Annotated in this window: 24 protein-coding genes; 9 read left to right on the forward strand and 15 right to left on the reverse strand. The window is 68.1% G+C overall.

The annotated features are described in order from the left end of the window. Positions 1-16: 16 nt before the first annotated feature. The 7 genes from ABEA34_RS02670 to ABEA34_RS02700 all read right to left on the reverse strand — a co-directional run bounded on the left by ABEA34_RS02670 (position 17) and on the right by ABEA34_RS02700 (position 5,130). Complete coding sequence (locus ABEA34_RS02670) at positions 17-652, reverse strand: DUF6758 family protein (protein WP_345518963.1); 636 nt, start codon at positions 650-652, stop codon at positions 17-19. A gap of 48 nt (positions 653-700) precedes the next feature. Next, positions 701-1,222 (reverse strand): 5-(carboxyamino)imidazole ribonucleotide mutase, encoded by a 522-nt coding sequence (gene purE / locus ABEA34_RS02675; RefSeq protein WP_345518964.1) that lies wholly within the window; start codon positions 1,220-1,222, stop codon positions 701-703. 2 nt (positions 1,223-1,224) lie between these two features. Next, complete coding sequence (locus ABEA34_RS02680) at positions 1,225-2,397, reverse strand: 5-(carboxyamino)imidazole ribonucleotide synthase (protein WP_345518965.1); 1,173 nt, start codon at positions 2,395-2,397, stop codon at positions 1,225-1,227. Between the two features lie 21 nt (positions 2,398-2,418). Beyond that, entirely contained in the window at positions 2,419-2,739 is a 321-nt protein-coding gene (locus tag ABEA34_RS02685) for a winged helix-turn-helix domain-containing protein (protein WP_345518967.1), read from the reverse strand. An 80-nt stretch (positions 2,740-2,819) separates the two neighbouring features. After that, on the reverse strand, positions 2,820-3,839 hold the full coding sequence (locus ABEA34_RS02690; RefSeq protein ID WP_345518969.1) for an adenylate/guanylate cyclase domain-containing protein: 1,020 nt from the start codon (positions 3,837-3,839) through the stop codon (positions 2,820-2,822). Beyond that, positions 3,805-4,326 (reverse strand): PH domain-containing protein, encoded by a 522-nt coding sequence (locus tag ABEA34_RS02695; RefSeq protein ID WP_345518971.1) that lies wholly within the window; start codon positions 4,324-4,326, stop codon positions 3,805-3,807. Before ABEA34_RS02695 ends, ABEA34_RS02690 begins: the two co-directional genes overlap by 35 nt. Before the next feature lie 12 nt (positions 4,327-4,338). Then, complete coding sequence (locus ABEA34_RS02700) at positions 4,339-5,130, reverse strand: biotin--[acetyl-CoA-carboxylase] ligase (RefSeq protein WP_345518973.1); 792 nt, start codon at positions 5,128-5,130, stop codon at positions 4,339-4,341. 66 nt (positions 5,131-5,196) lie between these two features. On the opposite strand from ABEA34_RS02700, the gene ABEA34_RS02705 reads away from it, so the two are divergent. The 4 genes from ABEA34_RS02705 (at position 5,197) to ABEA34_RS02720 (ending at position 9,557) form a co-directional block, all read left to right on the forward strand. Beyond that, on the forward strand, positions 5,197-6,816 hold the full coding sequence (locus tag ABEA34_RS02705) for an acyl-CoA carboxylase subunit beta (RefSeq protein WP_345518975.1): 1,620 nt from the start codon (positions 5,197-5,199) through the stop codon (positions 6,814-6,816). A gap of 71 nt (positions 6,817-6,887) precedes the next feature. Further along, positions 6,888-7,142, forward strand: a complete 255-nt coding sequence (locus ABEA34_RS02710) for an acyl-CoA carboxylase subunit epsilon (protein ID WP_345518977.1) — start codon at positions 6,888-6,890, stop codon at positions 7,140-7,142. A gap of 154 nt (positions 7,143-7,296) precedes the next feature. Next, complete coding sequence (locus ABEA34_RS02715; protein ID WP_345518979.1) at positions 7,297-8,775, forward strand: glycosyltransferase family 2 protein; 1,479 nt, start codon at positions 7,297-7,299, stop codon at positions 8,773-8,775. Between the two features lie 50 nt (positions 8,776-8,825). Next, on the forward strand, positions 8,826-9,557 hold the full coding sequence (locus ABEA34_RS02720) for a hypothetical protein (RefSeq protein WP_345518981.1): 732 nt from the start codon (positions 8,826-8,828) through the stop codon (positions 9,555-9,557). A gap of 16 nt (positions 9,558-9,573) precedes the next feature. Here the strand turns inward: ABEA34_RS02720 and ABEA34_RS02725 are convergent, their stop codons facing one another. Both ABEA34_RS02725 and ABEA34_RS02730 read right to left on the reverse strand, forming a co-directional pair. After that, positions 9,574-10,041: a hypothetical protein gene (locus ABEA34_RS02725; protein WP_345518983.1), complete on the reverse strand. Its 468-nt coding sequence runs from the start codon at positions 10,039-10,041 to the stop codon at positions 9,574-9,576. A gap of 12 nt (positions 10,042-10,053) precedes the next feature. Further along, a complete protein-coding gene (locus ABEA34_RS02730; protein WP_345518985.1) occupies positions 10,054-10,422 on the reverse strand; it encodes a hypothetical protein in 369 nt (122 codons plus the stop codon). 112 nt (positions 10,423-10,534) lie between these two features. Between ABEA34_RS02730 and ABEA34_RS02735 the strand changes: the two genes are divergently transcribed. Together ABEA34_RS02735 and ABEA34_RS02740 are read left to right on the forward strand one after the other, a co-directional pair. Beyond that, positions 10,535-10,786: a hypothetical protein gene (locus ABEA34_RS02735; RefSeq protein ID WP_345518987.1), complete on the forward strand. Its 252-nt coding sequence runs from the start codon at positions 10,535-10,537 to the stop codon at positions 10,784-10,786. A gap of 577 nt (positions 10,787-11,363) precedes the next feature. After that, complete coding sequence (locus ABEA34_RS02740) at positions 11,364-11,600, forward strand: hypothetical protein (RefSeq protein WP_345518989.1); 237 nt, start codon at positions 11,364-11,366, stop codon at positions 11,598-11,600. Positions 11,601-11,707: 107 nt separating this feature from the next. Here the strand turns inward: ABEA34_RS02740 and ABEA34_RS02745 are convergent, their stop codons facing one another. Then, entirely contained in the window at positions 11,708-12,088 is a 381-nt protein-coding gene (locus ABEA34_RS02745; protein WP_345518991.1) for a hypothetical protein, read from the reverse strand. Positions 12,089-12,221: 133 nt separating this feature from the next. After that, the gene (locus ABEA34_RS02750) at positions 12,222-12,446 is read right to left on the reverse strand and encodes a hypothetical protein (RefSeq protein WP_345518993.1); all 225 of its coding nucleotides are present in this window, start codon (positions 12,444-12,446) and stop codon (positions 12,222-12,224) included. A 414-nt stretch (positions 12,447-12,860) separates the two neighbouring features. Here ABEA34_RS02750 and ABEA34_RS02755 point away from each other — a divergent pair, with 414 nt between their 5' ends. Further along, positions 12,861-13,304, forward strand: a complete 444-nt coding sequence (locus ABEA34_RS02755) for a WapI family immunity protein (protein WP_345518995.1) — start codon at positions 12,861-12,863, stop codon at positions 13,302-13,304. Positions 13,305-13,357: 53 nt separating this feature from the next. Here ABEA34_RS02755 and ABEA34_RS02760 read toward each other — a convergent pair whose 3' ends face one another. The 4 genes from ABEA34_RS02760 to ABEA34_RS02775 form a co-directional block, all read right to left on the reverse strand. Continuing rightward, entirely contained in the window at positions 13,358-13,618 is a 261-nt protein-coding gene (locus ABEA34_RS02760; protein ID WP_345518997.1) for a DUF7660 family protein, read from the reverse strand. Positions 13,619-13,723: 105 nt separating this feature from the next. Next, complete coding sequence (locus ABEA34_RS02765) at positions 13,724-14,197, reverse strand: hypothetical protein (protein ID WP_345518999.1); 474 nt, start codon at positions 14,195-14,197, stop codon at positions 13,724-13,726. 248 nt (positions 14,198-14,445) lie between these two features. Continuing rightward, positions 14,446-14,856 carry a hypothetical protein gene (locus tag ABEA34_RS02770; protein ID WP_345519001.1) on the reverse strand — a complete coding sequence of 137 codons (411 nt, stop codon included), beginning with the start codon at positions 14,854-14,856 and terminating at the stop codon, positions 14,446-14,448. 84 nt (positions 14,857-14,940) lie between these two features. Then, complete coding sequence (locus ABEA34_RS02775) at positions 14,941-15,207, reverse strand: hypothetical protein (RefSeq protein WP_345519003.1); 267 nt, start codon at positions 15,205-15,207, stop codon at positions 14,941-14,943. A gap of 141 nt (positions 15,208-15,348) precedes the next feature. Here ABEA34_RS02775 and ABEA34_RS02780 point away from each other — a divergent pair, with 141 nt between their 5' ends. Continuing rightward, positions 15,349-15,822 (forward strand): hypothetical protein, encoded by a 474-nt coding sequence (locus ABEA34_RS02780; RefSeq protein WP_345519005.1) that lies wholly within the window; start codon positions 15,349-15,351, stop codon positions 15,820-15,822. An 89-nt stretch (positions 15,823-15,911) separates the two neighbouring features. Next, positions 15,912-16,313 (forward strand): SMI1/KNR4 family protein, encoded by a 402-nt coding sequence (locus tag ABEA34_RS02785; protein WP_345519007.1) that lies wholly within the window; start codon positions 15,912-15,914, stop codon positions 16,311-16,313. The last annotated feature ends 547 nt before the right edge of the window (positions 16,314-16,860 follow it).

Here is a 16,860-nt window from a genome sequence, read left to right on the forward strand (position 1 = left end):
TAGGGCGTGCCGGGCGTCACCAGCCCGGCCGGTGCCCCCCGAAGGGCAGCTCGACCAGCTGCGGCCCCGCGCTCGAGACGTCGCGCAGGATCCAGTCGTCGCGGAAGAGCAGCAGCGCGGAGGCGGGCCGGAGCACGATCCACAGCCAGCGCCCGGAGGCCTCGCCGGCGAGCACCGATCGGTCGAACTCCCCGTCGTCGCTGCTGGTCGAGATGTCCCAGAGGTTGACCGCCTGGCTCCCGATCCGCACCCGCGCCGACGGCGGTCGCTCGCCGATCTCGAAGCCGGGGTCCGTGTAGCGGGTGCCCGCGCACCGGGCGCCGAGGCCGGTGCCGGCCTCCTCGGCGACCACCAGCACGTCCACCGGACCGTCCAGCTCGCTGGTGCCCGAGGTGCACGTCAGCACCGCCGTCGCGCTCCCCGGAGCCGGCGCGACCGCGGCGAAGTCGGTCATCGTCCAGCCCGGGCTCATCGGCCACGGCACGTAGGTCGGGAAGCCCGCCGAGGTGCGGAGGTGCTCCACGAACCCGTCGTACGACGGCTCCGGCGCGAGCCACAGCGGAGCGGTGACGCCGTGGTCCGGGCACGCCCACGTGCCGTCGGGCGCCTCGAGGACCGGCGCCGGGCAGCGCACGCAGGTCGCCGTCAGCATGGGACAACGGTGCGGACGACCGCCCCGGTCGTCAAGGGTGGGGCCGGCCTAGAACCCGATGCGGGGGCCAGCCGACTCGCTGCGCACGACCTGGCCCTTCTTCTCGGCACTGGTGCGGAGCTCGGCCTGGAAGGTCCGCATCCGGGCCTGCAGCACGAGGTCGCCGACCGCCAGGATGCGGACGGCGAGCAGGCCGGCGTTGCGCGCACCGCCGATGGCGACCGTGGCGACGGGCACGCCGGCCGGCATCTGCACGATCGAGAGCAGCGAGTCCATGCCGTCGAGGTACTTGAGCGGCACTGGTACGCCGATCACCGGCAGCGGGGTCACCGACGCGAGCATCCCGGGCAGGTGGGCCGCACCGCCGGCACCGGCGATGATCACCGACAGCCCGCGGTCCGCGGCCGAGCGGCCGTACTCGAGCATCTCCTCGGGCATCCGGTGCGCAGACGTCACGTCGGCCTCGAAGGCGACGTCGAACTCCGCCAACGCCTCGGCGGCCAGCTTCATCACCGGCCAGTCCGAGTCCGAGCCCATCACGATGCCCACACGAGCGGCTGCCTCAGGCATGGTCACTCACTCTCGTTTCCCAGGTCGCCCCGGAACCACGCGGCCGCGTGCCGGGCTCGTTCGAGACACTCGTCCAGGTCGTCGCCGTAGGCGTTGACGTGGCCGACCTTGCGTCCCGGACGGAGGTCCTTGCCGTACAGGTGCACCCGGAGGTGCGGGTCGCGCGCCAGGGCGTGCGGGTAGCCGTCGTACAGGCGCCCGACGCTCGCGTCGGGACCGCCGAGGATGTTGACCATCACGGTCCAGCGCGCCCGCGGCGCCGGGGAGCCGAGCGGCAGGTCGAGCACGGCGCGCAGGTGGTTCTCGAACTGCGACGTCACCGCGCCGTCCTGGGTCCAGTGCCCGGTGTTGTGCGGGCGCATCGCGAGCTCGTTGACGAGCACCCGGCCGTCGTTGGTCTCGAACAGCTCGACGGCCAGCACGCCGGTGACGTCGAGCTCGCCGGCGACCCGCAGCGCGATCTCCTGCGCCTGGCCGGCGAGCGCGGGGTCGAGGTCGGGCGCGGGCGCGACGACCTCGTGGCAGATGCCGTCCTTCTGGGTCGAGGCGACGACGGGGTACGCCGCGGCCTGGCCGCTCGGCGACCGCACGACCAGGGCGGACAGCTCGCGCCGGAAGTCGACCAGCTCCTCCGCGAGCAGGCGTACGCCGGTCGCGTCGGCCGCGGCGAAGGCGTCCGCGCAGTCCTCGACCGAGCGGACGAACCACACGCCCTTGCCGTCGTACCCGCCCCGCGTCGTCTTGACCACGCACGGGAAGCCGAACGCCTCGACGTCGGCGAGCGTCGCGACGATGGCGTTGCGGGGACAGGGGACGCCGAGCTCGGCCAGCCGCTCGCGCATCACGCCCTTGTCCTGGGCGTGCACGAGGGCGTCCGGACCCGGGCGTACGGCGACGCCGTCGGCCTCCAGCGCGTGCAGGTGCTCGGTCGGGACGTGCTCGTGGTCGAAGGTGACCACCGGGCAGCCGGCGGTCACGGCGCGCAGGGTGGCGAGGTCGCGGTAGTCACCGACCTGGTGGTCCGGGATGACCTGGGCCGCCGAGACCCCCTCGGCCTCGGCCAGCAACCGGAGCGGCAGCCCCATCGCGGCGGCCGGCTCGGCCATCATCCGGGCCAGCTGGCCGCCGCCGATGACGGCGAGCGTGGGCGCGTGGGTGGGGTCGGGCGCAGGCACGCGCCCACAGTAGTGGGGCTGCTACGACTGGCGGCTGCGCAGGTCCTCGGTCTCGAACCGGAGGCCCTGGCCGCGGATGGTCGTGATCAGGTGCGGCTGCCGGCTGTCGTCACCGAGCTTGCGGCGCACCCACCCCAGGTGCACGTCGATGGTCTTCGACGAGGTCCAGAACGTCGTGTGCCAGACCTCGCGCATCAGGTCGTCCCGGCTGACGATCCGCCCCGCCTGGGTCATCAGGGCGTGCACCAGGTCGAACTCCTTGCGCGACAGCACGATCTCCTCGTCCCCGCGCCACGCACGACGTTCCTCGGGATCGAGCTTGATCTCCTGCACCTCGATCATCCGCCCACCGTAAGAAGGTGACGCGTGTCACGTGGGCAAATGCGAGAAAAATCTAGGCCCGACCCCGACGGCCCAGGGCTCTAGGCCCGGCGCACGGTCAGCGGCTCCACGATGCCGAACCCGCGCACCGGCCGGGCAGGCAGCCGCCGGGTCTCGAACTCGTCGTCGGGCAGCAGCTCCGCGGTGGCCGCGTCGATGATGATCCGGTTGCGACGGGCGACCGCGGTCAGCCGGGCGGCGAGGTTGACAGGCGGCCCGAAGACGTCACCGAGCCGCATCACGACCGGACCGCTGGCGAGGCCGAGCCGGACGTCGGGCATCCGGGCATCGCGGCCGACGACGTTGATGATCCCCTCGGCGATGTCGTAGGCGCGGATCGGGTCGTCGCTGACGAAGAGCACCGAGTCGCCGATGCTCTTGATGATGCGGCCGCCCTGGGTGGTGACGACATCGGCGCACCGGGACTCGAAGAGCTCGACCAGGTCGCCGATCTTCTCCTCGGTCATCCGGTTGGACAGGGCCGTGAAGCTGACGATGTCGGCGAAACCCACCGTCAGCTGGACGGTGTTGAGGTCCTCCTCGTTGGACCGCATCGCCTCGACGCGGGCCACCGCGGCCGCGAGGTGCCGGCGCCACACGTAGATCAGCAGGTCCTCGAAGGGGCCCTTGATCTGCTCGATCAGGTGCAGGGCGGAGCCGGTCCGGCCGTTGTCGTTGGCGGGGTCGGCGGCGAGCTCGTCCACCCGCGAGACCAGCGTCGACACCTCCCAGTCGGCGAGCCGGGCCATGGTCTGGCCGACCGCCCGGGTCAGGTTGACCGCCAGGTCGAAGTCGATCAGGTCCGCGCGGACGGCGCTGATCATCGTGGTCAGCGCCTCGGTGTCGGCGTCCGTGTAAGCGTTCTCGAGGCCGTGCTCGGGGAAGCCGAGCGCACGCCAGAGCCGACGAGCCTCCTCCAGCGTCACGCCGGTGGCCGCGGCGACCTGCTTGGCGTTGAACTCGGGCGTCTCCCCGAGGATCGCCCGCTCGAGGTCTCCCGGACCCGGCTGGGGGTCGGGCAGAGGATCAGGCTCCGTCGTCATGTCCTGCCGCGGGGTCATGGATCTTCTGCAGCATCAGGTTGAGCGTCCGCTGGGTCTCCTCGACGCGCGGGATGTCGTGCAGCTTGATCGTGCCGTGCGTGCTCGCGTCGGAGATCAGCAGCGTCCCGCAGCCGAGCAGCCGGTCGATCGGCCCGAACTCGTACGCGATGTCGCTGATCCGGGCCAGCGGCATGTCGTGCCCGCGGCGGACGATGACGCCGGTGCGGGTGATCAGGCGGCGGTCCGTGAACGTGTACGTCGCGGTCGCCCAGATGATCAGCGGCCGCAGCACGAACCAGATGATCCCGACGGCGACCAGCACCCAGAGCGCGAGGGTCGTGATGTGCTGGGCGTCGGAGTCCTGGTCGAGCTTCACCTGCCCGAAGGTCCCGATCGCGAGCAGCAGGACCAGCGCGAAGATCGGGAGGATCAGTGCCTTGACGTGTGTGCGCGTGTCGACGACGACTTTCTCGCCCTCGTTCAGCAGCTTCGGTGAGATGGCCACGAAGGGATCATGTCACCGATCGACGGCGCGCACGTGGACAACGTCACCCGCGCCGACGACGGTGTCGCCGCCGGGTCCGGCGACCACCAGCCGGCCGCCGGGGTCCACTCCGGTCGCCCGGCCGGTCAGCACGGCGTCGCCCGGCAGCTCGACCCGCACGTCGCGCCCGACCGTCACGCAGGCCGCGGCGTACGCCGTCCGCAGCTCGTCGGTCGCCCGGTCCCCGCCGGCCTGCCAGGCGTCGTACGCCTCCCGCAGCGCGCGGAGCAGCACGACGAGCAGGGCGGTCCGGTCCGGCTCGGCCCCGGACTCGATCGCCAGCGAGGTCGCGGTCGGCACAGGCAGGTCCGCCACGGTCAGGCTGACGTTGATGCCGATGCCGACAATCGCGGCCGGACCGTCGGGGGTCTCGACACGCTCGACCAGGATGCCGACGAGCTTGCGGTCGCCGATCAGCACGTCGTTGGGCCACTTCACGCCCGCGTCGTACCCCTCGGCGCGCAGCGTGCTGGCGACCGTCAGGCCGGTGAGCAGCGGCAGCCACGGCCAGTGGGCGAGCGGGACCGTCGGCCGCAGCACCAGCGAGAACACCAGCGAGGAGCGCGGGGGCGCCTCCCAGGTCCGGTCGAGCCGGCCGCGTGCGGCGGTCTGGTGCTCGGCCACGACGACCAGGCCCTCGGCCGCGCCCGCCCGCGCTCGCTCCGCGCCGACCGCGTTGGTGGAGGTGGTCGTCTCGAGCAGCTCCACGACCAGGTCGGGGGCCAGCGCGGCGAGCGGCGCGGGATCGAGTGAGATGCGTCGCATCGACGGGGAGGTCACGGGCACTACATTGACCCACGGTCCCAACCGCACGCGAACGAGGAGCCCCAGATGAGTGCCCAGCCCGGCGAGGGAACCGACGTCCCGGCCGACCTCGACCTCCACACCACCGCGGGCAAGCTGGCCGACCTGGACCGGCGGCTCGACGAGGCCGTCCACGCCGGCTCCGCGAAGGCGGTCGAGAAGCAGCACGCCAAGGGCCGCAAGACCGCCCGCGAGCGGATCGAGCTGCTCTTCGACGAGGGCTCCTTCGTGGAGCTCGACGAGCTCGCCCGGCACCGCTCGGTCGCGTTCGGCCTGGAGAAGAACCGCCCGTACGGCGACGGCGTGATCACCGGCTACGGCACGATCGACGGCCGCCAGGTCTGCGTGTTCTCCCAGGACTTCACCGTCTTCGGCGGCTCCCTGGGCGAGGTGTACGGCGAGAAGATCACCAAGGTGATGGACCTCGCCATGAAGACCGGCTGCCCGATCATCGGCATCAACGAGGGTGCCGGCGCCCGCATCCAGGAGGGCGTCGTCTCGCTCGGCCTGTACGGCGAGATCTTCCGCCGCAACGTGCACGCCTCGGGCGTCATCCCGCAGATCAGCCTGATCATGGGCAACTGCGCCGGCGGGCACGTCTACTCCCCCGCCGTCACCGACTTCACGATCATGGTCGACCAGACCTCCGCGATGTTCATCACCGGCCCCGACGTCATCAAGACCGTCACCGGCGAGGACGTCACGATGGAGGAGCTCGGCGGCGCCCGCACCCACAACACCAAGTCCGGCAACGCCCACTACATGGGCTCGGACGAGGACGACGCGATCGAGTACGTCAAGGCGCTGCTGTCCTACCTGCCGCAGAACAACCTCGACGAGGCGCCCACCCTCGGGGACGTCGCGGACACCGACTTCTCCGACCTCGACCGCACTCTCGACACGATCATCCCGGACTCCCCGAACCAGCCCTACGACATCCGCGACGTCATCACCGTCGTCGTGGACGACGAAGACTTCCTCGAGGTCCAGGAGCTGTTCGCGCCCAACATCGTGATCGGCTTCGGCCGGGTCGAGGGCCACCCCGTCGGCGTGGTCGCCAACCAGCCGATGCAGTTCGCCGGCACCCTCGACATCGACGCGTCCGAGAAGGCCGCCCGCTTCGTCCGCTTCTGCGACGCGTTCAACATCCCGGTGCTGACCTTCGTCGACGTGCCCGGCTTCCTGCCCGGCACCGACCAGGAGTGGAACGGCATCATCCGCCGCGGCGCCAAGCTGATCTACGCGTACGCCGAGGCCACGGTCCCGCTGGTCACGATCATCACCCGCAAGGCCTACGGCGGCGCGTACGACGTGATGGGCTCCAAGCACCTCGGCGCCGACATCAACCTCGCCTGGCCGACCGCCCAGATCGCGGTGATGGGCGCCCAGGGCGCCGCCAACATCGTCCACCGCAAGACCCTCAAGAAGGTCGAGGACGACGGCGGCGACGTCGAGGCCAAGCGCGCCGAGCTCATCGACGAGTACGAGACCACGCTCGCCAACCCCTACATCGCGGCCGAGCGCGGCTACGTCGACGCCGTCATCACCCCCCACGAGACCCGCGTCGAGGTCGTCCGCGCCCTCCGGCTGCTGCGCAGCAAGCGCGAGACCCTGCCCGCCAAGAAGCACGGCAACATCCCCCTCTGACCAGCAACAGCAACCCCGGGGGAAGTGCGCCGAAGCGGACCGTAGGACGAAAGGAAAGGGCGAGCGAAGAGATGCCACAGACCACCGCAGGTGAAGAGGCAGCGACAACCGCTGAGACCAGTCCCACTCCCCCCGCCCTCCGCATCATCAACGCGGACGCGACCCCGGAGGAGGTGGCGGCGATCGTGGCGGTGTTCAGCGCCCTGCAGTCGGCACCGGCACCGGAGCCCCGCCGTACGCCGGAGTGGTCGGCGCCCCACCGCACGATGCGCCGTACGCTCCCGCACGGCCCGGGCGGATGGCGCTCCAGCAGCCTCCCGCGGTGAGGAAGCCTCGCTGATCGTGACCGGGAGCACACTCCTGGCACATACTTAGGGAGATCTTTGAGGTTTTCGGTGGGGCGACTTGAGACGCGGTCCCCAGACTGGAAGCACACGGGGTAGCCGCATCGGGCGGCACCTCCAGCGCGAAGGGGACACGGTGGACGTCAACGACATGGGGACGCAGTACGGAGCTGCTCCGGCTGCTCCCGCCGATCCGTACCTCCGCGTGGCCGACCCGGACCTGGCCGCCTACGAGCACCAGTACCAGGAGGAGGTCGACGAGCTCCCCACCTACCGGCCCACCGTCGGGTGCATCATCCCTGCGTACAACGAGGCCGAGACGATCGCCGGCGTGCTGGACTCGCTGCTCCAGCAGACCCGGCTCCCCGACGTCATCCACCTCGTCGTCAACAACACCTCCGACGACTCCGTCGAGATCGCCAGCCACTACGCCGGCCCGCACAAGCGGATGACGGCCAAGGGCGAGCAGGAGACGGTGATCTACGTCCACGACATCGGGAAGAACCCCGAGAAGAAGGTCGGGGCGCTCAACTACGGCTACTCGCTCGTCGAGCACATGGACTACCTGCTCGGCGTCGACGGCGACACCACGCCCGAGCCGGACGCCATCGAGTGGCTCGTCGACGAGATCTCCAGCGACGACCGGATCGGCGGCATCTCCGCGATCTACTCCATCGACGACAGCGCCCTCGACGGCTGGATGGCGAAGTTCCTGATCGCCGGCCAGCGCGCGCAGTTCTCGGCGTTCAACATGCAGAACCTGCTCAAGGGCCGCAACATGGCGGTCCTCGGCGGGCAGTTCTCGATGTTCTCGACCCAGGCCCTGCGCGACGTCCTCCGCGACAGCCACCAGCGCACCCCGTGGGTCAGCGACAGCGAGGTCGAGGACTCGCTCCTGTCGCTCCAGATCAAGAGCGCCGGCTACCTCACCAAGATCAGCGCCCGGGCCCGCGCCCACGTGGGCGGCATGGACACGCTCCGCTCGCTGGACGCCCAGCAGGTCAAGTGGAACTTCGGCGCCATCGACCTGATGTGGCCCGGCCAGCGCGGCGACACGAAGGGCCAGCCCTTCCACCCCAACCTGCGGCTGCGCTGGTTCGAGCACCTGTCGATGGTCATCAACATCACCTCCCGGGTGCTGTTCGTGCTGCTGCTCGCCGGCTCCCTCAACATCCACGCGTTCGTCTTCAGCGCCTGGTGGGTGATCCCGCCGCTGGCCTCGATCTGGCTGAACTTCCGGGTCGCGCGCTCCATGGAGTTCGCCAACAGACGTGACTATCTGTTCTCGCTGCTGCTCATCCCGGCGGAGACCTACATGGTCATCCGGATGGGCCACTTCATCCGCGCGTGGCTGAAGTTCTTCAGCCGCCAGCAGACCGACAACTGGGCGGCGCAGGCCAAGGCCGAGCGTGGCAAGGGCATCGCCTGGCTCTACCCGTTCGTCGCGTTCTTCTTCATCCTGGTCGTCTTCATGGCCGTCTGGGTGCAGCTCCCGATCGGCCTCCGCTCCGACATCCTGGCCGTCAGCTGGCCGATCCTCGGCGTCATCACCGTGCTCCAGACCGCGTGGATGTTCGTCAAGGCCATGAAGCGCTACCGCGGCTTCAAGGCATGACCCGCCGCCGTACGACGTCCGCCCCCACCACCGACTCCCAGGAGACCCCCATGACCCGCACCCGACCGCGCCTCCGCGGCCTCGCCGGCGTCCTGAGCGCCGCGCTGGTCCTCACGGCGCTCTCCGGCTGCTCGGTCATCGACGGCCTCACCGGCAACGACGCCGACCCCGCCACGACACCCACCGCCTCGCCGACGGCCTCCGAGACGCCGTACGACTCGGAGTTCACCCGCGACGGGACGTTCCAGTCGCACATCGAGATGAACGGCGTCGACTTCGTCTACACGCTCTACCCGACCAAGGCGACCCCGCGGACCAACGAGTGGTACCCGAAGGGCAAGAAGTACTTCACCTTCACGTTCCAGGCCTACGACCTCGACCGTGACCTCCGCGACCCGTTCAAGACCAAGCGCAAGGTCTACCTCGACCGCATCAAGGTCACCTCGACGGTCAAGACCTCCGACGGCACGAACGACGAGACGCCGTACGAGCTCAACGAGATCGCGAAGGAGGTCACCTTCGACCCGCAGCCGCTGTCGACCTCGCGCGGCATGCTCATCACCTCGCCGAAGGGCGCCTTCGAGCTCCGCAACCAGGTCATCCAGCCGACCGCCGCCGACACCGTCGGCATCGACCTGACCTTCAGCGCGACGGTGTACGTCGAGCGCCGGGCCGGGTCGGGCACCTTCGAGAAGAAGACCATCCGGCAGCGGGTCCCGATCGCGATCTTCGCGTCGGACAAGACCACCGAGGCCCAGGACATCCCGATCGACGCCAACTGACCCGGCGAACGCCCACTCAGCGTCGGGCGTCGGTGATCGGCTCCAGCTTGTAGTGGAGGCGCACAGCGGTGCTGCTCCAGAGCTTGAGCACGTGATCGGTGCGCAGCACGCCGACGGGATCGACGTAGACCCGGAAGGTCTCGTGCACGGGCACGCGGGCCGCGTAGGCGTCGCCGCCGTCCTCCACGACGACGTACGCGCCGTCACCTGCGAAGGGGGCTCGCGGAGATCTCAGGACGAGCGCGCCGTCCTCGGCGTACGGACGCAGGAACACCTGCACGTTGCCGGACTCCAGGGGGAAGGCGACGTGGACGCTCGGGCGGTCTGCGCCCGGCAGCGACCTCACGGAGTAGCAGCCGCTGAAGACGTAGCTGCCGGTCGCACGAAGCGTCCGAAGCCACGCCGCGGCGAGCTGGGTGCCCTCGGCGTCCGCGATCACCGACACCCTGCTGTCGATCCCGTGCGCGACGTCGAGAGGGCGCATCGGGAGGGCGAGCTACTGGACCCTTCTGCCGAACAGTCGCGAGACGAGCTCGCCGCCCGGCCAGAAGGCCGGCGACCAGCCGGCCCAGGCCTCCATGCGCCACCGTGAGGTGTGCTCGTAGAAGTCCCGGATGCGCGGATCGAGGTCGCCCGCGGAGAAGCTGGGGCCGTCGAGTGCCGACATCGACGCGAGCAGGCCCGCTCCCGGATCATCCGTGACCAGGCGACCGTTCAGCCGAGCGGCCTCGGCGGACAACCAGCTGTCACCGACCTCCGGTCCGGCGCTGGTCGGAGCGCTCAGCCAGGACTCAGCACCGTCGAGGTCCACCCGGCGTCCGCTGACACGCCAGAACTTGCGGGTCGCGAGGTCGAGTGCGTGCACGCCGCGACGCTACGACACCGTGGCCGGGCCACCAGCGGCGGGACCGAGCGGATCGCGGCATGTGAGTGCGTTTCGATCGATAGGCCCGGCGGCGGTGGGAGCATCGTTGGCTGTGGACGCATGGGAACACGATGGCCGCAAGTTCGAGGTTGTGATGGCCTCGGATGTCATCAACGATGGGATGGGCCTCGAACTCACAGACCTCGACTCATCCGAGAGTGGCCCCGCCCTTGTCGCGTTCTGGCATGCCGACGGCAGCGGCTTTGACTTCGTCGCGCATCACACGGGCACCCTTCCGTTCGCCGTCGTCGAGCGCTTCGTGGCAGCAGCCAGGAAGCGCCTCCCACCCTCTACCGAGTCCTGAGACCGCCAGCAGACGACCGCTCATCGGTAGTGCCGAGCAGATCGTGGCAGGGCGAATGTTTCGGGGAATCGTGATCGGGCTGGATGCGATTGCGGGAGCATGACGCTCATGAGCGAGCCATGCGCCCCGGCATCGTCCACGCACCGTGGGGCGACCCTGGTTTGCAGCCTCCTCACCCTCGGACTGATGAGTTGTGGCACCTCTGGTCAAGACAGCGGCGAGTCGGACGGCAGCACGGGACTGGTCGCGTTCTGCAGCGTCTATACCGAGCCTCCGGAGGGTGGCGAACGACGGGCGTGGGGCGAGGCACTCGGCCGCGTTGCGCCACCTACTGAAATGACTAAGGCAGAACGGAACGGCCTGAGCGTCCGGGCGCGGTGGCTGGTGGATGGGCCGACCCTGTCGTCGCTCCGAGCGAGTCGGTCCGACGTCCAAGCCTTCGACACGTTCGCAGAAGAATCGTGCGGAGACTCAGCGTTCAAACTGGTCGGCGACCAAGGCTAATCGCCATCCGCACATCGGTAGAACCGCGCACCGTCTGCGGCATGAGCGGACGTTCCTCCGGCAGCATGACTGCATGACTGAGGGCGGCAATGTGACTATCTCTCTGACCTCTGATGAGGCGCTGGTGCTCTTCGATCTGCTGCACCGTTGGGAGGACGCCGGTCGATTGAGTGCGCCGCAGCACAAGGGCGAGCAAGTGGCCCTGTGGAATCTGTCCACCCTGTTGGACCAGGAACTCGGAGAGCCCTTTGGTTCCGAGTACGGCGACCTCGTCGCAGTGGCAAGAGACCGACTCATACCCTCCGAGTAACTACCGTCCATCGGCACGATCGAGCGGATCGCGGCAGATGAGCCTGTTCCGGTGCGGGCGGAGTCCGCCCTGGCGTGGTGCAGAAAAGGACGGCGGCGACGGCCAGGCTAGATGCGGTTTCGTCTCAGGGACCCGCAGAGACGCAGTTGGTATGTGCCGATGAACCCCACCAGCGCGCGCGCTGCCAGAGCGTTCCCCCAAGCAGTCATCATCCAGACAAAGGTGAAGGTAGTACCTACGAGCCAGGACCCAGAGTCGGGATCAGCACCGGACAGGACGGCCACCAGGACGGGAAGTACGTACGCGGGCGCGATGGCAACAACGCCGAGGGGAAAGGTCAGAATAGGCAGGCCAAGAAATGCGCCGGCGTTGGTGTTCGAGACGGGCGAGGCGTAGGCAGTGACGGCGACAGCGGCCACGACGGCGACGTAGCACCAGCCGAGCCACGCGAGCCTCCACCACGGGCGGACCTTCTCCGACTTCGTCACAACGACGATCTTCGCGCAGAGCGCCCGCCGTTGGCCGTCGAAAGAGCGCGGCGGTGCAAACCGACCAGTTCGCTACGCGCCAGATCCGGGCGAGCGTAGCGGCCTCGACGCGGCAGGTTCGGTCGTCAGAATGTCATCGACGTCGCGGCTCGCGGTGGTAGTAGACGGTCATCGTGAGGTCGTCCTCGCCGTCGGTCACCGCAGAACTGAACGTCAGGTCTTGTACCTGCACATCTCCGAGGTCATCCAAACTGTTGGCCATATGGCGTAGCAGCGCAGCCACATCGCCCTGCCCTTCACCAGTCGGGTTCGACTGCGAGAAGTGCAGGACGGTCCATTCGCGGGCCTCATCGTTCACGTCAGCAGCCTCTCAGGCGGATCGCTGACCTGTGCGCTCATCGATAGGTCTGCGCATCGGATCGCGGCGTGAGCGGACGTTTGTCGTGCATGATCAGTGCCGTGATCGGCTCGATCCGGCGGTGGCTGCGACGTTCAGATGCCCGTCTGTCGCCGCGCCCGCACAACTGTCCCGCGTGTGGTCACAACTGGGGCGAGCACGGCTTAGACAACGACGTAGACGGCGTTTGCGGGAGTGCGCGTATGAGATCGAGCACGGCCTTCGTTCCAATGAGGAGCCCGGCTGTCGGCTATCACCTCATGCCCGTCGCGACTGAGCGAAGCGGCTCCGCTCTTCGGCAGAACGCACTATCAGCGGCATAAGAGTGCGTTTCGGATGGGCCTGTGGTTCGGGTAGACCTGACACAGTTTGGCTATGACCGCCGAGTTCCGCATGGGTTCGAATGACACCGAGCATCTGTCCATCACGGTGCAAGGTCGAGAGCATGCTGGCGCGGACGACTACTGGGATGGCAACTGGGTCGTCTCCACCATCTCCGTGGCAGCTGGTGGCTTCACTGGTCAAGTTCGGGCGTCGCTCCGTATGGACGAGATCCACCGCTTCAACGAGGGACTGAAGTTCCTCAACCAGAACCTCTTCGGTGCAGCAGTGCTCGAAAGCATGGAGCACTGGATCACCCTCACGGTGAAGGCAGAATCCCGAGGTCAGATCGAGGTCGTGGGTGAACTGACGGACGGAGCGGGCGGCGGCAACGTCCTGACGTTTGAGTTGGCTGAGGTGGACCAGACCTATCTGGCGAGTTGGATCAGCAGCCTGGACGACATCGAAAAGGCCTTCCCGGTGATCGGCAAGCCCTGAGCCCCGCTCGCTCTTCGGCAGTTCCGCGCGCTGTCAGCGGCAAGAGCGAGCGTTCACTCGTAGCCCGTGGCGGCCACGATCATCTCGCCGAACAGTCGCCAGGTGGGTCGCTCCTGGTCGCCGCCGCCAACGATGCGAGCATCCGCGAACGCCGCGAGGCCGTCGAGGAAGCGATCGAGGGTGCCGTTCTCCCACTCGGCTTCGCCGCCTGTGCGGAAGTCCTCCAAGGCGGCCTGGACGAGGTCGGCGAAGTCATCGCGGCTGACGACATCGGCACTCTCAGCGTCGGCGGCCCTACCCGTTTCGTGCGTCACCCGCGCATCGTGTCATTGCAAGTACTCGGGCGCCCTCACATCGGCATGAGCGGATACACACCTCGCGGTAGAAGCGGACGTTGTAAAGGGACCAGCAGCGTGCGGTCAGGCGGGGTCGTCTGCGGTTGGGACATTGATCTCGCGGAGGATCTCGGCAGCCGCAGCCGCGATCGTGGGATTCTCGTCCGTCACGCGGGCCTTCAACTCATGCAGGCCGTTCTCCGGCGTGATCCAGTCGTAGCGGAGGGCGTTCTCGATCGTCTCGATCATGCGCTCACGGGTGTAACCATCAGGTGCGGTCGCGAAAGCTTCCACAATCAGACGCCAGCCGACACCATCTGCGCGCTTTGCGAGTGCATCGACGGCGGCGATGAAGAAGGCGATGTACGGATCAACCGGGTCATGTGCCAGCAAGACCAGACCTCGGTCAACGTCCTCGATCCCGGCGAACAGGGCTAAGCAACGCGCGGCGATGCAACGGTCGGAGTAGGACTCGCTGGTGGCGAGCGCGAGGAGCGCCCGACGGGCATCGTGCTGTAAAGCCTCCGGTGTCCCGGCTGGCGGCGCGTCTGCAGTCACTGGGCGATTATCGTGCACATCCGCTCATCGGCATGACCGACCGGAGTGCGGCAGATGAGTGCGCGGGCTGAGTTGAGCCCACCCTGGCCCGGCTCGAACGGGCTGCCTCCCTCTCCGTGTTGCAGGACGGGCGGTCGGGGTGAACCGACCCGCCTAGGGCAGGGTCGTCGCCGAGAGTAAGCCCAGGAGTGCGCTGTTCACCTCTCGGTTTCACGGACTGCGGCAGATGAGTGCGTCGAGCTGGGCTCTCAACGCGGGAGACTTGTTTCGACCTTGCACCACGTTTCGTCGCCTTCAGGACGAAGCCAGATCTCCCGAGTTGAGCCGTCGTCGTGGTCGCCGAGTAGGGCGAAGGCCTGACCAACTGGCTCGCCGAGACCTATGTTGACCGTGGCGATCGGCAACTCGAAGCCCCGCCATGACACCTGCCAGTCCCGAGCCGGGTCGTCGTAGATGAGTACCTGCGCTGTGACGAGGTCGGAGGATCTGCCGGGTCCGGTGTCGAGGGTGGCCCGAACGGACGCCCCTCGGCACGTGCTCTCGCCTGTGTTCGGTCGGTCAGCAGTTGGACTTCTGAGATCGAGTACCCCGCCGATCAGGCCGACGACGAGGACGCACCCCACGAGGAGTCCCAACCGGAGTCGTCCACGGTTCGTCACGCTCGAAGACTAAGTGAGGGCCCGGTTCGCGTCGTTCGGAACTCAGCAGATCAGCTCGCTCAACGCGGCAGATCCGGTCGCTAGCTACGGGTTGATATTGCCGATCGGGTAGTTCCGGTCCTCGGGGGAGTGCGCACACGCCCCGGCATAAAACGTAGCCCGTGCCGAAGCGTTCTCGCGCTCGACTCCCGCCTTCTGCATCACGGCCTCCCGCTGCGTGGACGTCATGTCCAGCAGGTCGCCGCAAGTGGTGTCCCAGCCCTGATTCGGACTCGGATCCCAGTTCACGAACCAGACGCCTATCGACACGGCGATGAGCAAAACAACCGCGCCGATCACCACACGCTTCACTATTCCGCCGTCCAATAGACACCACAGCCCAAGCGATCGAATCGTGCCACGTACCCGGCTGATGCACGCTCACTGACACGAGCGCACCGCGGCATGAGCGGACGTCCGCCGACCGCACGCCCAGGCCCGTAGCCTCACTGCATGCTCCCGGATCGGCACACCGATGAACTCACGATTGACGACCTCGGACCTGGCTGGGAAGAAACAAAACGAGCCCTGGACGCCGTCCAAGCGGACCTGTCCCGGACCGTCCCAGGCGCGCCGAGACTTCTCCTGCTCTGGCGCAACGCAGACCCGACCCGAGCCTCCAACGAGGCTGACGTGCCGGACGGACGCTGGGCGTACATCGGCAAGGCACGCGATTGGTACTTCGGCGCAAATGGCGGCTTCGCTCTGCCGCGCGAGTACGCCAACGCAGTACAGGCGATCGCGTCTGACGTGTCCGACGCGGTCGTGGATACCCTGCTCGGCTATTACGCCTACTGGCCGCATTGCCCGGACGACGACTGCGCACTCGAGGTCCGCCTCGACGCGGAGCGACGGTGCTGGTGGTCATGCCGTGCAGGCGACCACAACGTCGGCGAGGTCGGGCACCTGCCCACACCAGCGAGTTGACCGCCCACGTCCGTCCAGACATCGGCAGATCGGAGAACCATCAGCGGCATGAGAGTGCGTGGTTCGTTCCGGCGATGCATCCTTGTTTCATGGCAGCAGGAGTGTTGCGTCCGGAGGACATCAACAGCGCTGAGGTGCAGCTCGGCGGCGTCCCGTTCCCGGGTGAATATCGCGACTGGCTGCTCGCGACCAACGGCCATGAGGCCTGGTTCGGCGAAGTCTTCGTGATGTTCTACTCGCTGGATGATGTCGTCGCGGTCACGCAGGCCGCCGAGCCAGACGAGCGATTGCCTGGCCTGTTGGCGTTCGGTTCCGATGGATGTGGGGAGCTACTTGCCTTCGACCTCCGCAGGACACCAGCACCCGTCATCTTGGTCAACACCGTCTCGGCTGGTTGGCACGAAGGCCTGTTCCAAGCGCCCTCGTTCAGTGCCTTCATGGCCCAGAGAGACGCATCCGAGCCCTTCCGTTGGGAGGAGCCGTACGTCTGATCCGGGCGCGAGCGAGCGCGAACAGCGGCAGATGCGGACGATCTCGTGCTCGATGCGAGCAGGACGAGGACCTCGCGTGGTCGGTAATTCGACTTCGAGGCAGACAATCTCGATGAGCGGCTACGTCGGGGCGCCTAGGACAGATCCTGGCCGGCGTGGCTCCGCTCCCTTGCTGGCGGCCGCGCGGGAAGGCTCGGCCCACGAGCTGCCCACCAGATGCACGCCACTGCAGCTGCAGCAAAGACGACCGACGCGGCGACCAGGTGCCACATCATGTCCCGCACCCAGTGGGGCGAGGATGAATTCGGAAACTCGAAGTAGAACGATGCCGGAGACAGCGCGTTCGCCCCGATGACGGCCACGCATGCGAGCACTTGGGCAAAGGCGTCGGGGCGCGCGCCCAAATGACCTGATCGCACCGCGAGCACAGCAAGCACCGTCACGGCCAAGAGCACGCAACCCCGCTCCAGGAGGAATTCAGGGGGAAGGAGGAGTGGGTCGGCTAGTTGTGCATCCCAGTACGGGGCGAGGCGGACTGCCTGGCGTG

Origin of the sequence: Nocardioides conyzicola (assembly GCF_039543825.1) — a bacterium.
GTDB lineage: Bacteria > Actinomycetota > Actinomycetes > Propionibacteriales > Nocardioidaceae > Nocardioides > Nocardioides conyzicola.

Bases quoted from the DNA above. Each gene is read 5' to 3' on its own strand.
- ABEA34_RS02670 (WP_345518963.1), bottom strand. From the start codon at position 652: ATGCTGACGGCGACCTGCGTGCGCTGCCCGGCGCCGGTCCTCGAGGCG.
- purE (WP_345518964.1), bottom strand. From the start codon at position 1,222: ATGCCTGAGGCAGCCGCTCGTGTGGGCATCGTGATGGGCTCGGACTCG.
- ABEA34_RS02685 (WP_345518967.1), bottom strand. From the start codon at position 2,739: ATGATCGAGGTGCAGGAGATCAAGCTCGATCCCGAGGAACGTCGTGCG.
- ABEA34_RS02690 (WP_345518969.1), bottom strand. From the start codon at position 3,839: ATGACCCCGCGGCAGGACATGACGACGGAGCCTGATCCTCTGCCCGAC.
- ABEA34_RS02700 (WP_345518973.1), bottom strand. From the start codon at position 5,130: ATGCGACGCATCTCACTCGATCCCGCGCCGCTCGCCGCGCTGGCCCCC.
- ABEA34_RS02705 (WP_345518975.1), top strand. From the start codon at position 5,197: ATGAGTGCCCAGCCCGGCGAGGGAACCGACGTCCCGGCCGACCTCGAC.
- ABEA34_RS02710 (WP_345518977.1), top strand. From the start codon at position 6,888: ATGCCACAGACCACCGCAGGTGAAGAGGCAGCGACAACCGCTGAGACC.
- ABEA34_RS02720 (WP_345518981.1), top strand. From the start codon at position 8,826: ATGACCCGCACCCGACCGCGCCTCCGCGGCCTCGCCGGCGTCCTGAGC.
- ABEA34_RS02725 (WP_345518983.1), bottom strand. From the start codon at position 10,041: ATGCGCCCTCTCGACGTCGCGCACGGGATCGACAGCAGGGTGTCGGTG.
- ABEA34_RS02740 (WP_345518989.1), top strand. From the start codon at position 11,364: ATGACTGAGGGCGGCAATGTGACTATCTCTCTGACCTCTGATGAGGCG.
- ABEA34_RS02755 (WP_345518995.1), top strand. From the start codon at position 12,861: ATGACCGCCGAGTTCCGCATGGGTTCGAATGACACCGAGCATCTGTCC.
- ABEA34_RS02780 (WP_345519005.1), top strand. From the start codon at position 15,349: ATGCTCCCGGATCGGCACACCGATGAACTCACGATTGACGACCTCGGA.
- ABEA34_RS02785 (WP_345519007.1), top strand. From the start codon at position 15,912: ATGGCAGCAGGAGTGTTGCGTCCGGAGGACATCAACAGCGCTGAGGTG.